The sequence below is a fragment of the Gallaecimonas aegicerasi genome (assembly GCF_045291545.1).
Classification (GTDB): Bacteria; Pseudomonadota; Gammaproteobacteria; order Enterobacterales; family Gallaecimonadaceae; genus Gallaecimonas.
In genome coordinates this window covers 763,002-778,736 of sequence record NZ_CP149514.1, presented here as the reverse complement: position 1 = coordinate 778,736, position 15,735 = coordinate 763,002, and the positions used below count along the sequence as shown (strand labels likewise).

The following is a 15,735-nucleotide window of genomic DNA, read 5'->3' as shown; positions in this document are numbered from 1 at the left end:
CCCGTTGGCTCGCTATCATCAAGGCTCTTGCTCAGGAGTGACCATGAACCTTGATGAAGCCAGCTGTTATCAGGCCCTGATCAGCCGTGACCACCGCTTTGACGGCCGTTTTTACGCTGGTGTTCTAAGTACCGGTATCTATTGCCGGCCGGTTTGCCCGGCCCGCAAACCAAGCGCCAGCAATTGCCGTTATTTCCGCACTGCCGCAGCCGCCGAGCAAGCCGGCTTTCGCCCTTGCCTGAAATGCCGGCCCGAGCGTGCGCCCGGTTGTAGCTGGCATGACAGCAGTAGCCACCTGGCTCGGCGCGCCGAAGCCGCGCTGCGGGCAGGTACTGTTGCCAGCATCACGACCCTGGCAGCACAACTACAGACCACGCCCCGGCACTTGCGGCGGGTGTTTCAAAACCACTTCGGTGTAACACCTGTAGCCTATAGACAAACCCAACGATTACTACTGGCGAAAACACTGCTGACAGACACCCGCTTGCCCATCTCTGAGGTGGCCATGGCCGCCGGTTTTGGCAGCTTACGGCGCTTCAATGCCCTGTTTGCAGAGCACTACCGGCTCAGCCCGGGGCAGTTCCGCCGCCACCCGCCAGCAGCGCAAGACAGCGCGGTATTCACTCTGGCTTTTCGCCCGCCGCTGGATTGGCCGGCATTACTGCACTTTCTTGGCCAACGCTGTATTGATGGGGTAGAGCAAGTTATCGACGGGCAGTATCAGCGAACATTGCGCCTGCCCATGCATGGCCGGTGGTATCAGGGCTGGCTCAGTGTCTGCTGCGCCGAGCAGGCCTTGCAAGTTACCGTTAGCAGTGGCTTGTTAGCGGTTTTACCAAGAGTGCTTGCCGCCGTACGGCAGCTTTTTGATGTAGATGCCGAACCGGCGGCGGTACAGCAAGTACTGGGGTCTCTAGCCCATAATCCCGGCCTACGGGCGCCAGGTGCTGTTGATGGGTTAGAGATGGCCGTACGGGCTATTCTCGGCCAGCAAATTACCGTCGCGGCCGCCCGCACCCTGGCAGGCCGGGTAGCGCGCCTGGGGCCACCCGCAACCACGCCATTTGCGGCATTAACACACTATTTTCCGGATGCGGCTTTGCTTGCCCAGCTGGCGCCAGCGCAACTGGCTGAACGGGGTGTTATTGGCCGTCGGGCTCAGGCCATCATCGCCCTGGCGCAAGCCGTGCACGATGGCCTGACACTGGATCCCAGTGCCGACCCGGAACACACCCAACAAGCGCTGCAAGCCATTGCCGGTATTGGCCCCTGGACCGCCAGCTACATCACCATGCGGGCACTGCACTGGCCCGATGCCTGGCCCTATAACGACCACGGGTTGAAAATGGCCACCGGCCTATCTGGGCAGGCCCTGGCAGAACACATGATGCAGTACCGCCCTTGGCGCGCTTATGCCACCTTGCAACTTTGGAGTTCCTTATGATGCGTACCTGCCTGCACTCGACCCCGCTTGGGCCGCTGTTACTGGCTGCCGATGGTGAAGCACTGACCGGGGCCTGGTTTGCTGGCCAGAAGCATTTCCCTGATACCCAACACTGGCGTCAAGATGACTGCCAGGGCGTATTAAAGCTGGCCGCCGAGCAACTGAATGAATATTTTGCCGGCACGCGGCAACAGTTCAATTTACCGTTGGCTCCTGCCGGCACAGCCTTTCAGCAACAGGTATGGCAGGCCTTGCGTACCATTGCGTACGGCCAGACCTTAAGTTACGGGCAGCTGGCACAGACTATTGGCCGCCCCAGCGCCGTACGGGCTGTTGCCGCCGCCAATGGCCGTAACCCGCTCTCGGTGATTGTGCCTTGCCACCGGGTTATTGGCGCAAACGGCCAGTTAACGGGCTACGCGGGCGGGCTTGAGCGCAAACAGGCATTGCTGCATCTGGAATGCCAGGCTAACTGACCGGTACGCTCAGCAAAGCGGTAACATCGGCAGCGGGCAAAGGTTTGGCAAAGTAGTAGCCCTGGCCAAACTGGCAATCATGGGCTCGCAAGAAAGCCAGTTGCTCTGCGGTTTCAATGCCCTCGGCGGTGATCGCAATGCCCATTGCCTGCCCCAGCCCCAGGATGGCAAGGGTGATGGCCACGTCATTGTGATCACCGGGCAAGTCCTGCACAAAGGAACGGTCAATTTTAATTTTATCCAGTGGCAGGTGCTTGAGCAGTGACAACGACGAAAAGCCGGTACCAAAATCGTCCAGCGCCACACCTATACCCACTTCCTTGAGCTGCTTGATAATACGCTGGCTTTCTTCAAAGGCCTGCAGCAGGGTTTCGGTGATCTCCAGCTCCAACAACCGGGCAGGAAAACCGGTACGCTTCAGCACTGCCACCACCGATTCCACAAAGCCTTCGGCCATAAACTGGCGCACCGACACATTCACCGCCATACGTTGTTCCGGCAGCCCGGCCTCAAGCCATGCCACGCCCTGGCGGCACGCGGTTTCCAACACCCAGTTGCCAATGGGCTCAATCAGCCCGCACTCTTCGGCAATGGGAATGAAGCGGTCAGGGCTGATGATGCCGTGCTCAGGGTGGCGCCAACGGATCAACGCTTCTACCCCCAGGGGCTGGCCCGTAGCCAGGTTGATCTGGGGCTGATACCACAGCTCAAACTGCTGTTCTTCCAGCGCCACGCGCAAGCCTTGGTCAATGCGCATTCTTTCCCGCACCCGCTCGGCCATGTCGCTGGAATAAAAGGCGTAACGGTTACGGCCCCGCTGCTTGGCGTTATACATGGCGTTGTCGGCAGCCTGTAGCAGGCCTTCCGGGGTATCGCCATTTTCCGGATACAAGGCAATACCGATACTGGCCGAGACAATCAGCTGTTCATCGCCCATGTCCATGGGTTCACCGGCGGCTTTGAGCAGCCGCTCGGCAAGATTGGCCACTTCCATGGCCCGGCCCACCTCCGTCGCCAGGATCACAAATTCATCGCCACCATGACGAAATGCCATGTCGCCTTTTCGCAGCGCTTGCTGAATATTGCGGGCAATGTGTTTGAGCAAGGTGTCGCCAACCGAATGGCCCATGGTGTCATTAACGTGCTTGAAGCCATCCAGATCCAAAAACAGTACTGCCAGGGCAATACCGGAACGCTTGGAGCGCTGCACTTCATGGGAGAGGCGTTCGTTCAGATGGTGGCGGTTGCCGAGGTTGGTCAGGGCATCATGGTAGGCCAGATGGTTCAGTTCTTCTTCCGCTTCACGGATCGCCGATACATCAGTAAAGGCACTGACAAACTGCACTACATTGCCTTTTTCGTCACGCACCGCACACAGGTGTTCCCAGGCTGGAAAGCGCTTGCCGTTGGCGCGCTTGCAGGTGACTTCACCAAACCAGTTGCCGTCTTCGGAGGACGCTAACTGCTGATAGAACTGTTTACTGTGCGGGCGGCTGTAAAGCAGCTTGGCAGTTTCCTGGCCCAGGGCTTTTTCTTCACTGATACCGGTCAGCTCTGAAAAGGCCGGGTTAACGGCAATGATCTTTAACTGGTTATCGAGGATCACGATGCCTTCGGCGGTGGTGCGAAAGACCACGCTGGCCTGACGCAATTGATCTTCGACCTGACGCCGCTCAGTGATGTCACGGATCACACCAATCAGCATCGGCTCACTGCCATTAACATGGCGCTTGGCAAAAAGCTCAACCCAGATAGGTTTGCCATCATCACGCAGCACCCGCACCATGGCATAGCCGGTGCGGCTGTCATCGTCAAAAGCCTGCTGCACCAGCTCCCGATGATCCGGCACCACCCGGTTTAAAAAAGCGTCCTCGCCTTCGGAAAAACGCTGTGGGGTGCCGCCGATAATGCGTTGAAAGTGGCCACCCACTTCCAGGCTGTCATCTTTTTGCGACCATTCCCATATTCCCAGCTCGGCGGCTTCTACCGCCAGCCGTAGCCGCTCTTCAGAGCGTTCCACGGCCTGCTCTTCATCATGGCGACTAAAAGCCATGCGGATGCTGGCATTGAGTTCACGGGTTTCATAAGGCTTTACCAAGTAGCCATACGGAGCACTTTCAGCTGCTTCGTGCAGGGTATTGTTTTCCGCATAGGCAGTAAGAAACAGCACCGGAATACGGTAGCGCTGGCGAATAAGACAAGCAGCCTCAGTACCGCGCATTTCGCCTTCCAGGTTCACGTCCATGAGGATCAAGTCCGGCCGTAGCGTACCGGCCTGGGTAATGGCATCGCGGCCATTGGACACCATCCCTACAACGTCATAATCCATCGATTTGAGGTGGTATTTCAGATCCAGCGCAACAATACGCTCGTCCTCTACTATCAATATGCGCTTATTCATCCCTGCTCCTGATTAAACTGCATATCAAACCGGCTACCCGTTTCCCGAGCTATGGCCATGGTGGCGCCCATTTGCTCCACTAACAGCGGGATCAACTGATAACCCAGCGAGTCGACTTCTCCGGGTATTACCGCATCTGGCAGCCCGATACCGTCATCGCTAACCACCAGCCGATCCGGCCCGAGAATATCGATAGTGATCTGCCCCTGGCCGTCCGGAAAGGCATGCTTAATGGCGTTGGTGACCAGCTCATTGACCAATAAGCCACAGGGCACGGCCCGATCCAGATCCAGGCTAAAGTCTACTTCACAGTTAACATTGAGCTTGATGCCTGGCATGCGGCGTAGCATCGACTCACGCAAAAGGTAGCCCAAGCGTTCCATATATGCTTTGAGATCCAGTTGGCTAAAGTCCTGGCGCTCGTACAACAGCTGGTGAATAAGGGCCATGGCCTTCACCCGGTGCTGGCTGTCCGTCAGTGCTTCCTGAATCGCTTCCGGTGCCGTCCGAGCTTGCAGGTTCAGCAAACTGGAAATGACCTGAAGGTTATTCTTCACGCGGTGGTGTACTTCCCCCAGCAGCACGGTTTTTTCTTCCAGCGCCCGTTGCTGCGCTTCTCTGTCGGCCACCGCTCGGGTGGTATCCTTGATCGTCGCCAGGATCAGCTGTTCACCCTCGGAGGTGATCGGCGTCAGCATGATTTCAATGGGAAACTCAGAATTATCTTTGCGCCGGGCAGGCAAGTCGGGCCGGTTGGTCATTTCCCGACTCAGCGGGTTTTCCATGAAACGCTCAAATAACCAGGGGTGGTTGGTTCGGTAACGCTCTGGCATCAGCACTTCGATGTTCTGGCCCAGCAGCTCCTCGGCCGTATAGCCAAACAGTTGCTCCATTTTCGGATTGACCAGCTGCATCCTGGCATCTCTATCCACCAGTACAATGCCATCTGGTGATGACGCCACCACCGCCCGAAAACGCTGCTCGCTGTCCTGCATCCGTTGCAGGGCAGTTTTTTTCTCGGTGACATCCTGCACTATCGCAATAATGCCGCGGCTTTGCTGATGTTCATCCAGATAGGGGTAGTAGCTGGCCTGCCAGGCCCGGTATTGCCCTGCCACCTTACTGTCAACAGACTCATTGACCACCGGCTCACCGCTGGCCAAAACCTGCTCCAGCAGCCGCACCACATGTTCGGCGGCATCGGCCGGCAGGATATCCCTTATGTGCTGGCCAAGGTGGGCCTCTGGCGAAGTGCCATTAGACGTTGCCAATACCGGGTTGATGTAGCAATAGCGCAGATCGCGATCAATCAGGGCCAGCCCCATCGGTGCGACATTGCCGATGGTCTCCAGCAGTTGCCGGTCCACTAATTGCAGCAGCGTTTTCATCCCTAACCATCCTTAGAACTGCCTGAAGCATGACGAGAACAATCGTCTTTTCCTAAAGGTAGGCTATCTGCCGCTAAGAGGTTAATGTCACAGCATAAATAACGCGCATTTTACCGGTCAGGTCACTGTTTAATGGCCTGACCGGATGTGTTTACTGATAGCGGTTTCGCTCACTGGGCACGTCGCTGAGGTACTGCACAAACTCCACTTCAAAGCCGTCCGGGTCAATGTAGTAAATGTTTTTGCGATAAGGCTCCTCGGCCCCCAATATGGCCGGTGTAAAACCGGCCTCGGCCAGCCTGGCCATCAGCCCAGCCAGATCGCTGACCACAAAGGCAAAGTGCGCCAGGCCAATATTGAGGCTTTCAAGGTCACGGTTTTGACCGGTGCCGTTATCATTGAAAGTCAAGTAGTTGTCATCATCGCCAAAGTGCAGCCAGTTACGTGGCTTGCCATACCAATCCTTGCTGCCCTGCCCTCTTACCCGCCAGTGTGGAAAAGCAGCCTGATAGAACTGCAAACTGGCAGGAATGTCCTTTACCACCAGGTTAACGTGTTCAAGTCTCATCATGTTGTTCTCTCCTTATTTGTATTGCATGGCGGTACAGACAATCCGCGTGAAGTGGTGCCAGAAAGCGCGCCGGCGGTGTGCTAATTCAGGGGTTTGAGGTGCCATAAGAGCCTCTTTGCAGGCTGTTGGATTTCAGTTCACGGCCATGCTAAAACCTCAAGCTAAGTTGAGGTAAAGGGGTTTTTATGGAAAAACGCGCATTTTCTGTGGGCCAGGTGGCCAAGCGGTGCGGCGTGAAAGTGTCAACCTTGCACTTTTATGAGAGTAAGGCGCTGATCCACAGCAGCCGTAATAGCGGCAACCAGCGCCGTTACAGCCCCGATGTGTTGCGGCGGGTGTCGGTGATCAAGGCGGCACAAAAGATGGGGATCGGTCTTAAAGAGATCAGCGAGGTGTTTGCGTCACTCCCCAAACATCGGGCACCGAGCAAAGCGGATTGGCAGCAATTATCCAGCCACTGGCATCAGCGCCTGACAGCACGCATAGATCACCTACAGCGATTGCGTGATTCGCTCACCGGTTGTATCGGCTGCGGCTGCCTGTCGATGCAAAACTGCCCGCTCTATAACCCGGGCGATCAGCTCAGCGAACAAGGCACTGGGCCGGTGCTGCTGGAACGTCGTGGCTAACGCCGGCAGGCACGGTGCCAACCCGTGCCTGCCGGCAACAGTGCTCAGGCAAACCAGTGGCGGGTACGGTTGGCAAACCACACCAGCGACAACATCACCGGCACTTCCACCAATACCCCAACTACCGTTGCCAGCGCCGCCCCGGAATGCAGGCCAAACAGCGCAATGGCCACCGCCACCGCCAGCTCAAAAAAGTTGGAGGTGCCAATCATGCAGGCTGGCGCCGCGATGTTATGAGCCAGTTTCAGCTTTCTGGCCAGCCAGTACGAAATGGCAAAGATGCCGTAGGTTTGAATAAGTAGCGGAATAGCAATCAGCACAATGGCTTGCGGGTCTGACAAAATGGTTTGCGATTGAAAGCCGAACAGCAATACCACAGTGGCCAGCAGGCCAATAATGGACCAGGGTTTCATCGCCGCCAAAAAGCCATTGAGGCGGCTATGGTCATCGGCTTTATCGAGCTTTTTGCGGGTTAAGGCACCGGCCACCAGCGGGATCAGCACATACAGCACCACCGACAGCAGCAAGGTATCCCAGGGCACGGTGATGTCTGTCACCCCCAATAGCAAGCCCGCCAGAGGAGCGAAAGCAAAAATCATGATGATGTCGTTAACCGACACCTGCACCAGGGTGTAGTTGGCGTCACCACGGGTGAGCTGGCTCCACACAAACACCATGGCGGTGCAAGGCGCCACCCCCAGCAGAATCATCCCGGCAATGTATTCACTGGCGGTGTGCGGGTTAACCCAGGGGGCAAAAATGCCCTTAAAGAACAACCAGCCCAGCAGCGCCATGGAAAAAGGTTTGATCAGCCAGTTGATCACCAGCGTCAGCACCAGGCCGCGGGGGTTTTTACCCACATCCTTGATGGCAGAAAAATCCACCTGCACCATCATCGGGTAGATCATCAGCCAGATCAGTACCGCAATCACCAGGTTCACCTGGGCATAAGCCAGTGACGCCACCAGGGTAAAAACCCCCGGGAACAGGCTACCGGCAATAATGCCGGCCACAATGGCCAGCGCAACCCAGAGCGACAAAAACCGTTCAAAAATACCCATCTTCAACTCTCCTGGCTGGCCCGCTGGTTAACCCGACGGCTCACTGCTTCCGCTGACTCCACCCGCTCGGAATAGCGGTCAACAAAGCTGGCTTTGTTGTCGCGTAACAGCAAGGTGAACTTCATCAGCTCTTCCATCACATCGACAATGCGGTTGTAAAAAGGCGACGGCTTCATGCGGCCATCGTCAGCAAATTCCAAAAAAGCCTTGGGCACCGATGACTGATTGGGAATGGTCACCATGCGCATCCAGCGGCCAAGAATGCGCAGCTGGTTCACCGTATTAAAAGACTGTGAGCCACCACACACCTGCATCAGCGCCAGGGTTTTACCCTGGGTTGGCCGCACCCCACCGAGGTTCAGCGGCACCCAGTCAATTTGGCTTTTGAAGATACTGGTCATGGCGCCATGGCGCTCCGGCGAGCACCACACCTGCCCTTGTGACCACATCATCAGCTCGCGCAGTTCCTGCACTTTCGGGTGGCTGTCGTCGGTACTATCGGGCTGCGGCAGCCCTTCGGGGTTGAATATCCGCGTTTCGGCGCCCATGCGGGCTAGTAGCCGGGCCGCTTCTTCTACCAGCAAGCGGCTGTAAGAACGCGGCCGCAGCGAACCGTACAGCAGCAGAATGCGCGGCGGGTGCGCCGACGGCGTTGGCAACAGCTCGCTCAACGTTGGCACCTGCCAATGTTGCTCTGCAATGTTGGGGGTTGTGGTCATGACAAGGTTACTCCCATATCCAGCAGCCCCTGGCGCAAGGCGGCGCGATCGGGAGCGCTGCGCGCCAGTGCCGCCAACGCCGCAACGCGCTGTTCAATCTCGGCAATGGTCGTTAAAAAGGCGCTGCGCTTTTGCGCGTCACTCCCTACAACTTTCGATGGGTCCACCAGCGCCCAGTGCGCCTTGATGCTGTTCCCAAACCACACCGGGCAACTTTCACCGGCGGCGGCGTCACAAACGGTGAACACCAGATCGGCCTGAAAGTCGGCAAAGTCATCCCAGGACTGGCTTTGCAGCCCATCCGTGCTGTAGCCCTTTTCCTGTAAATACTGCAATGACAACGGGTGCACCTGCCCGCTCGGCTGGCTACCGGCGCTGCGGGCCGTCAGCACATCGCCAGCCAGTTGGTTAGTGATGGCTTCCGACAAAATACTGCGGCAGCGGTTATGGGTGCAGATATAGAGAATTTTCATATCAAGGCTCACAGCAGGGTACGCCAGCAGCACTGAGGCGCTGGCTACAGGGCGCCAAAAAGGCACCGTTATGTTTGAGGGTTTCGCGCAGCACCGCACCAGCCCATTCGGGTAGTTCAGGGTGCAGGCGGTAATACACCCACTTACCCCGACGCTCATCAGCCAGCAGGCCGCAGCTGTGCAACTGACGCAAATGGCGCGACACCTTCGGCTGGCTTAACTGCAACACCGCCTGCAAATCACACACACACAGTTCTGGCAGTTGTGTCAGCAGTAGCAGGCACTTAAGCCGCGTGTCATCGGCAAGGCATTTGAAAAACGCCAGTGGTGAGATCATGGCTCCTCCTTACATGCGCCACATCATATATATGAAATTTCGCATGTAAAGCAGCAAAGGCAAGGTTGTACCCAACGGCCAGGCCAACACCCATGGGTGAGTCAGCGTAAAAACGCAAAAAGCCCGTCACAAGGACGGGCTTTTTGTTATGTGGAGCAGCTTACAGTGCAGGAACCGGCACACAATGCGCTGTGCCGCAGGCACATCAAAAGCCAGTATTTATTGCAGGGGGGCGCCCCTGCACGCGCCTGACTTTTGAGGGCAAAAGTCAGCAAAACCCTTGCCCATGTTTCGCTGGCGCTGCACTTAACGGGCATAAGGGCTGACTGTCAGTTATTACTGCGTGTCTGTTAACGCCCGTATTAAGGGACGGCTCATCACGAAGCGGTAGACGTCCCAGCCAGCTTTACTGGCGCCTTGAATTACTTATTAGCCGTTCGCTGCTAGGTAAGCGATACCCGCTGCAAGACAAGCAGCTACTGCGGCTGATTTAACAGGGCTTTTTTCGGAAGGGGTAAGCATCGCGCTGATTGCTGCTGCTCCACCAGCGGCTTTTATAACCGAGTTGTCAGCCTTAAGGAATGCCCCGGTGCCAAGGGCAGTAATAAGATACTTCTGAATCTGGGTACTTTCCTTTGCCAAACCAGAGACGGTGCGTACAAAATGCTCGCAGTTCTCTGAAAAAAGGTTGTAGGGAAGGTTTAAATATTTCTTCGCTCGTTGTACAGCGAGCATAGGATTATCTGGCTTGATTGAACTCAGAGAAATATCCCGGTTGCCTGCGAAATCTCGGAGGGAGATTTCTTGGACCAGGCCAAATTTCTTCGAGTTGTGAATTACGACATCGTTACCTACATAAATACCGTAATGCTTGAAGCCGGTATATTGGATGCTAAGAACGTCACCTACGTTAAACATGAAAAAGATTCCTTTCTATAAGTGGAAACCCCTACATGGAGACTGGTTTCGGGCTTTTCAAGGCTAACGCTTCGTTTGACGGCAACCGAAGCGCAAAGCAGGCTGTCCGGTGGAGGCCGCCACCGGGTGCGTACTGTGATGTTCATGATGTCGGATATCCAATGCAACCCGGTTTTCAGCCGTATGATGATCATATGAAGGCAACCGGAAAGCTGCCCAAAGCGGCCCTTATCGCCTGCATGCGCAAGCTCATTGTCATCCTCAACACCATGGTCAGGAATGGCGAAAAATGGTGCGGGAACCGGCAAACAATAAGCTGTGCCGCAGGCACATCAAAATCCAGTATTTATTGCAGGGGGGCGCCCCTGCACGCGCCTGACTTTTGGGGGCAAAAGTCAGCAAAACCCTTGCCCATGTTCCGCGCTGACGCTGTGTTCGTCATTCCCGGTTCACCGGTTCATACGTGTGTCCCGACACGTATTCACCTGCTTCGGCGTCCTGCCTCAGCTGAACCTTCATTCCTGCCACAGCGGCGCTGCACTTAACGGGCAGAGGCGGCTAGTTATATCAGTTATTACTGCTTATTAGTTAAAGCGGGTGAGGTCCAGTCCCTGATTGAGCGCCTTGTTATGCGTTCTACTTGATTTCATTTGTGGTTAGTAATATCCGCTTGTGGTGGTGCCCTGTATGGCTATGGAATAATGTTCCGGTTACGACAACCCTTTTATTCATATAATTGGTATATTTTTTATACTGCGCTGAATCTAAAACAAGTTGAATATCCTTGACATCAAACTCCTGGACATTGAGTTCGTCAGACGGAATTAAACAAATTGATTTATCGAGCTTTAAGATCCAATACGTTTCAGGTTCATCACCATTTTCAATGTTTTCATAATTTGGTCTTCCTGGAAATGTTTCTCGGGTCAACGTGCCAGATAAACTAGTAACTTTGGGCTCATACTCGAAGCACTGTGCAAACGATGGGCTAATTGCCAATAGGTTTATCGTTATTGTGATTGTGATTGTGATTGTGATTAGTTTCATTACTTATTCCACATAACGCAAAGCTAAGCGGTTGCGCGTAGCGCAGTCCGAACAATTGAGCGCATTGTTATAGCTACCATAACTTACAATCAGTAATTTCACCGCCAGCTAACCATGTTTCAATTCTTTCTGCATGGCGAACCCAAAATCTATTCAACGGATATACTGTCACTGACGTATAAGATTTTGATTTTCTAATATCCACGACTTCCATGTAGCCGCGAGGCTGCGCCCCAACTTCTTGGCTAAGTGAAATCTCATAACTATCGTTACTTAACATTCTCCCTTCGACAAATGTTCCAGATTTAACACTGTTTGTGATGAATATGCCAGAAACCGGAACAGCTGTAGTCAATGAACCATGGTACTCATAGCAGTTTGTCATTTTATCCTTTAAGTATTCATATGTTTCTACCGGCGACCTTTCTGACTTATATTCTAATGGTTTATAAGAGTTGGCGTGTAAATCATCAACTGAGCTTGCCAAACCAGTGCAACCTGAAATCAAGAACGGGAGTATAAAAATACTAATTCTCAACGAAGATCTCCTTGGTAAATATAACAATAGTTATGAAGCCGACTCGTTTTCACTCATCAGAACACTTGGAGTGTCGGTTTTAACCATCTGATTATCCTAACGATATCTGCGACCCAATTTATCGTCTTGCGTAAAAACGCGCCGGCTTTTGACCGCTGGTGATAACGGCTTTCCCTTTTCCACGCGGCCAGTTCCTGGCCTTGAACTGAAGGTATGAAGGTAAGCTACCGCCCTTAGGTGTGGTTCCCAATGTCCATTCCTCTTCCTGAGCTGGCTTCAATCCCTGCGTGTTCCTAAGGTCAATACAATGGGATTTGCTCGGTAATGTCAACCAAGGGGCGTTTTTGCGTAAAGACAGCCGTATGGTGATACTTGAGCGGGTGGCCCGGGCAGTCCACGAAGGGTTGCTGCTAAGCACTGTAACGCTTGCCTAGAGGCTAGCGATAACAGCACCGCCACGAGCGGCAATCAAGCACGTTCAGGGTAAAGGAGTAGCCAAAGATGCTGCGCTATGGCCGGGATAGTGTTTCAGGTAAGGGAGTTACGAAGGGCTGTGGCGTACAGCGGCTTGCTCTAAATACGCTCTTAAAAACGAAAAAAGCCCTGAATCATCAGGGCATTATATATGGCGGTGAGGGAGGGATTCGAACCCTCGATACGTTGCCGTATACACACTTTCCAGGCGTGCTCCTTCAGCCACTCGGACACCTCACCATATTGTTTGTTGCGGGCATTCGCCGGGCAACGGAGCGCTATATTAGGGGCAAGGGGGTAGCGGGTCAACCGCTTTTTCCCGGCCCAGCCGTTACCTGGCGAGCTTTTAAACAATCAGGCGTTGCCCTGCACTTTCATCTGCAAATCGGCGGCAAAATCCAGCATCCGGTTAAGCGGCACCATGGCCTTGGCGGCCAGCGCCGGGTCTACTTCAATGGCGTGTTCCGGGCCTTCGGTATTGCTCAGGGCATTGTGAATGGCTTGCAGGCCGTTCATTGCCATCCAGGGGCAATGGGCGCAGGACCGGCAGGTGGCGCCGTCGCCGGCGGTGGGCGCTTCAATAAAGGTTTTATCCGGGCACAGCTGCTGCATTTTGTAAAAAATGCCGCGGTCGGTGGCCACAATAAACTGCTGCTGTGGCAGGGTTTGCGCGGCCTTGATCAGCTGGCTGGTAGAGCCTACGGCATCGGCCAGTTCAACAATGCTGGCCGGCGATTCCGGGTGCACCAATACCGCTGCATCCGGGTACAGCGCTTTCATGTCCAGCAGGGCGCGGGTTTTAAACTCGTCATGGACGATACAAGCGCTTTGCCATAGCAGCATGTCAGCACCGGTTTTCTTGCTGATGTAGCTGCCCAGGTGCTTGTCTGGCGCCCAGAGAATGGGTTTGCCCAGGCTATCGAGGTGTTCAACAATTTCCAGCGCAATAGAAGACGTGACCACCCAGTCGGCACGGGCTTTGACCGCTGCCGAGGTATTGGCGTAAACCACGACGGTATGGTCCGGGTGGGCATCACAAAAGGCACTGAATTCGTCAGCAGGGCACCCCAAGTCCAGCGAGCAGGTGGCCTCCAGCGTGGGCATCAGCACGGTTTTCTCGGGGCTGAGGATCTTGGCGGTTTCGCCCATGAACTTGACCCCGGCCACAATCAGCGTGTTGGCCGGGTGCGCCTTGCCAAAACGGGCCATTTCCAGCGAATCGGCAACGCAGCCACCTGTTTCTTCTGCCAGCGCCTGAATTTGCGGATCGGTGTAATAGTGCGCCACCAGCACCGCGTTCTTTTCTTTGAGTAACGTTTTGATGCGGGCACGGTAGTCTGCTTGTTCAGCCTCACTGAGGGCGCGAGGCTTGGGCGGAAACGGCAGGTCAAGATTCACCTGGGGCACTCGGGTCATGGCGTTGTGGCACTCTGTTACATGCGAGCCGGGGATTATACAACCGCCCTGCCCCAGACAGCAAAAAACCCCGCCGTGGCGGGGTTTTGCAGCATGGTGGGTCGTGCAGGATTCGAACCTGCGACCAATTGATTAAAAGTCAACTGCTCTACCAACTGAGCTAACGACCCGAATTGTGGTGGGTTGTGCAGGATTCGAACCTGCGACCAATTGATTAAAAGTCAACTGCTCTACCAACTGAGCTAACAACCCGAATTGTTGCTATCCACCAGAAATTCCGGGGGATAAAAAAGCCCGCTCAGGCAGGCTTCAGGAATAATGGTGGGTCGTGCAGGATTCGAACCTGCGACCAATTGATTAAAAGTCAACTGCTCTACCAACTGAGCTAACGACCCAAATTGTCACCGGTAACAGCAGCAGCCTGCTGTCCCGACGGGCGCCTATCTTACTGAATTTGAGTGCCCGTGCAAGCAGAAAATCACTACCGGCGACTGATTGCGCAAAAAGACGGCAACCCTGTTACAGCCCTGCCAAGCGCCCTTTGGCCAGCTTTGCAGATGTGCTGTCAGGATACTCCTTGGCCACTTTTTCGAAGTAACTGCGGGCATCCGCTTTGTTGCCCTGCTCTTTGGCAATGATGCCCAGTTTGAGCATGGCGTCAGCCCGTTTACTGGAGTTGGGGTACTGGTTCACCACCACCGCGAAGGCTTTGGCGGCGTCGGCCAGCTGTTGGCTGCTGTACAGCAACTGCCCCAGCCAGTAATGCGCGTTGTCGCTGTAACTGGATTTCGGGAACTGCTTGATGAACTGCTTAAAAGCAACAGTGGCTTTTGCGTAGTTCTTGTCTTTGAGCACCAGATTAACGGCCTGATCGTAGGCGTCATTTTCTGACAAGTTGCTTGAATAGCTGTCACCGTCCGCTTGCACCGCCGTGCCAGTGGCGGCGGCTGGCGTGGCTGGCGTATTGGCAGCCGGCTGGCTGTTGGAGGCTTCCAGTTTCGCCAGCTCTTTGTAGATCTCCCGCTGACGCTCAAGGATCTGCTGCAACTTGTGGTCATGCTCTTCTGACTGGCCACGCAGGCTGCTCAGGTCATCCTGCAGCTGGTTAAGCTGCTGCTGCATTTGCAGTTGCAGGCGGCTGCGCGATTGTAATTGCGCTTCCAGGCGAGAAACGCGAGTGGCCAGGTCATTGCCAGCATCCACTACCGGAGCCGCCGCCATGGCGGCTCCAGAGCAACTGGCCAACAGCAACAGTGTCAGCGTTTTTTTCATGGCTTAGTACACCAGTACAGCGCGGCGGTTTTTCGCGTAAGCGGCTTCTGTGTGCTCGGCATCCAACGGCTTTTCTTCACCGTAGGAAATCAGGGTGATTTGTGAGTCCAGCACGCCCAGGCCTTCCAGGTACTGTTTAACCGCTTTGGCGCGGCGCTCGCCCAGGGCGATGTTGTATTCCGGGGTACCACGCTCATCGGTAAAGCCTTCGATCAGCACTTTCACGCCAGGGTGGTCACGCAGGTAGGTGGCATGGGCTTCGAGCAGCTCGGCAAATTCCGGGCGCACGTTGTAGCTGTCAAAGTCAAAGAAAATGGTGTGTTCACGGCGCAGATCAGCCATGTGCTGCTTACGCTGCTCTTCCGGGCTCATTACCGGTTTAACCGCACCGGTCACCACTTCCTGCTGGCTGCCAGCCTGGCCATTGCTGGCCTCATTGCTGCCTTGGCCAGTGGTGCTGGTGCCGGAAGTGGAAGAACAGGCAGACAGCGCCAGCATCGGCAGGGCAATCAGCAAGCCTTTGAACAGTTTGTTGTTTTGCATTGTTGCGTCCTCAAATCATGGTTACGGC

General features: G+C 55.0%; 16 protein-coding genes, 4 tRNA genes and 1 pseudogene. 4 read left to right on the top strand and 17 right to left on the bottom strand.

Annotated features, from left to right (window positions below; genetic code table 11):
- Positions 1–43: 43 nt before the first annotated feature.
- Together WDB70_RS03770 and WDB70_RS03765 are read left to right on the top strand one after the other, a co-directional pair.
- Positions 44–1,444 carry an AlkA N-terminal domain-containing protein gene (locus WDB70_RS03770; RefSeq protein WP_406666767.1) on the top strand — a complete coding sequence of 467 codons (1,401 nt, stop codon included), beginning with the start codon at positions 44–46 and terminating at the stop codon, positions 1,442–1,444.
- Positions 1,441–1,920 carry a methylated-DNA--[protein]-cysteine S-methyltransferase gene (locus tag WDB70_RS03765; protein ID WP_406666765.1) on the top strand — a complete coding sequence of 160 codons (480 nt, stop codon included), beginning with the start codon at positions 1,441–1,443 and terminating at the stop codon, positions 1,918–1,920. Before WDB70_RS03770 ends, WDB70_RS03765 begins: the two co-directional genes overlap by 4 nt.
- Here WDB70_RS03765 and WDB70_RS03760 read toward each other — a convergent pair.
- The 3 genes from WDB70_RS03760 to WDB70_RS03750 all read right to left on the bottom strand — a co-directional run bounded on the left by WDB70_RS03760 (position 1,913) and on the right by WDB70_RS03750 (position 6,280).
- On the bottom strand, positions 1,913–4,321 hold the full coding sequence (locus WDB70_RS03760) for an EAL domain-containing protein (RefSeq protein WP_406666763.1): 2,409 nt from the start codon (positions 4,319–4,321) through the stop codon (positions 1,913–1,915). The two genes, WDB70_RS03765 and WDB70_RS03760, sit on opposite strands and share 8 nt — an antisense overlap.
- Entirely contained in the window at positions 4,318–5,709 is a 1,392-nt protein-coding gene (locus WDB70_RS03755) for a sensor histidine kinase (RefSeq protein WP_406666761.1), read from the bottom strand. The genes WDB70_RS03760 and WDB70_RS03755 overlap by 4 nt, the downstream gene beginning before the upstream one ends.
- A 151-nt stretch (positions 5,710–5,860) precedes the next feature.
- On the bottom strand, positions 5,861–6,280 hold the full coding sequence (locus WDB70_RS03750; protein ID WP_406666760.1) for a VOC family protein: 420 nt from the start codon (positions 6,278–6,280) through the stop codon (positions 5,861–5,863).
- A gap of 185 nt (positions 6,281–6,465) precedes the next feature.
- Here WDB70_RS03750 and soxR point away from each other — a divergent pair, with 185 nt between their 5' ends.
- Positions 6,466–6,909 carry a redox-sensitive transcriptional activator SoxR gene (soxR, locus tag WDB70_RS03745; RefSeq protein WP_406666758.1) on the top strand — a complete coding sequence of 148 codons (444 nt, stop codon included), beginning with the start codon at positions 6,466–6,468 and terminating at the stop codon, positions 6,907–6,909.
- A 44-nt stretch (positions 6,910–6,953) separates the two neighbouring features.
- Here soxR and arsB read toward each other — a convergent pair whose 3' ends face one another.
- The 5 genes from arsB to WDB70_RS03720 form a co-directional block, all read right to left on the bottom strand.
- Entirely contained in the window at positions 6,954–7,970 is a 1,017-nt protein-coding gene (gene arsB / locus WDB70_RS03740; RefSeq protein WP_406666756.1) for an ACR3 family arsenite efflux transporter, read from the bottom strand.
- A 2-nt stretch (positions 7,971–7,972) separates the two neighbouring features.
- Positions 7,973–8,689 carry an arsenical resistance protein ArsH gene (gene arsH / locus WDB70_RS03735; RefSeq protein ID WP_406666754.1) on the bottom strand — a complete coding sequence of 239 codons (717 nt, stop codon included), beginning with the start codon at positions 8,687–8,689 and terminating at the stop codon, positions 7,973–7,975.
- Complete coding sequence (locus tag WDB70_RS03730; RefSeq protein WP_406666752.1) at positions 8,686–9,162, bottom strand: arsenate reductase ArsC; 477 nt, start codon at positions 9,160–9,162, stop codon at positions 8,686–8,688. Before WDB70_RS03730 ends, arsH begins: the two co-directional genes overlap by 4 nt.
- 1 nt (position 9,163) lies before the next feature.
- Positions 9,164–9,499, bottom strand: coding sequence for a metalloregulator ArsR/SmtB family transcription factor (locus tag WDB70_RS03725; protein WP_406666750.1), 336 nt, complete (start codon positions 9,497–9,499; stop codon positions 9,164–9,166).
- 429 nt (positions 9,500–9,928) lie between these two features.
- A complete protein-coding gene (locus WDB70_RS03720) occupies positions 9,929–10,417 on the bottom strand; it encodes a lecithin retinol acyltransferase family protein (protein WP_406666748.1) in 489 nt (162 codons plus the stop codon).
- A 111-nt stretch (positions 10,418–10,528) separates the two neighbouring features.
- Here WDB70_RS03720 and WDB70_RS03715 point away from each other — a divergent pair.
- Positions 10,529–10,710 (top strand): annotated as a pseudogene (locus tag WDB70_RS03715) (IS110 family transposase); the annotation flags it as partial.
- A 343-nt stretch (positions 10,711–11,053) separates the two neighbouring features.
- Here the strand turns inward: WDB70_RS03715 and WDB70_RS03710 are convergent.
- From WDB70_RS03710 to pal, 9 genes are all read right to left on the bottom strand, one after another.
- Positions 11,054–11,464 (bottom strand): DUF4431 domain-containing protein, encoded by a 411-nt coding sequence (locus WDB70_RS03710; RefSeq protein WP_406666746.1) that lies wholly within the window; start codon positions 11,462–11,464, stop codon positions 11,054–11,056.
- Between the two features lie 73 nt (positions 11,465–11,537).
- Positions 11,538–12,002, bottom strand: coding sequence for a hypothetical protein (locus WDB70_RS03705; protein WP_406666744.1), 465 nt, complete (start codon positions 12,000–12,002; stop codon positions 11,538–11,540).
- A 626-nt stretch (positions 12,003–12,628) separates the two neighbouring features.
- A tRNA-Ser gene (locus tag WDB70_RS03700) sits at positions 12,629–12,716 on the bottom strand.
- Between the two features lie 114 nt (positions 12,717–12,830).
- On the bottom strand, positions 12,831–13,892 hold the full coding sequence (nadA, locus tag WDB70_RS03695) for a quinolinate synthase NadA (RefSeq protein WP_406666742.1): 1,062 nt from the start codon (positions 13,890–13,892) through the stop codon (positions 12,831–12,833).
- Positions 13,893–13,986: 94 nt separating this feature from the next.
- Positions 13,987–14,062, bottom strand: a tRNA-Lys gene (locus WDB70_RS03690).
- A gap of 6 nt (positions 14,063–14,068) precedes the next feature.
- A tRNA-Lys gene (locus tag WDB70_RS03685) sits at positions 14,069–14,144 on the bottom strand.
- A gap of 67 nt (positions 14,145–14,211) precedes the next feature.
- Positions 14,212–14,287 (bottom strand) — tRNA-Lys (locus WDB70_RS03680).
- A 124-nt stretch (positions 14,288–14,411) separates the two neighbouring features.
- A complete protein-coding gene (gene ybgF, locus WDB70_RS03675; protein ID WP_406666740.1) occupies positions 14,412–15,164 on the bottom strand; it encodes a tol-pal system protein YbgF in 753 nt (250 codons plus the stop codon).
- A gap of 3 nt (positions 15,165–15,167) precedes the next feature.
- Complete coding sequence (gene pal / locus WDB70_RS03670) at positions 15,168–15,707, bottom strand: peptidoglycan-associated lipoprotein Pal (protein WP_406666738.1); 540 nt, start codon at positions 15,705–15,707, stop codon at positions 15,168–15,170.
- Positions 15,708–15,735 lie beyond the last annotated feature (28 nt).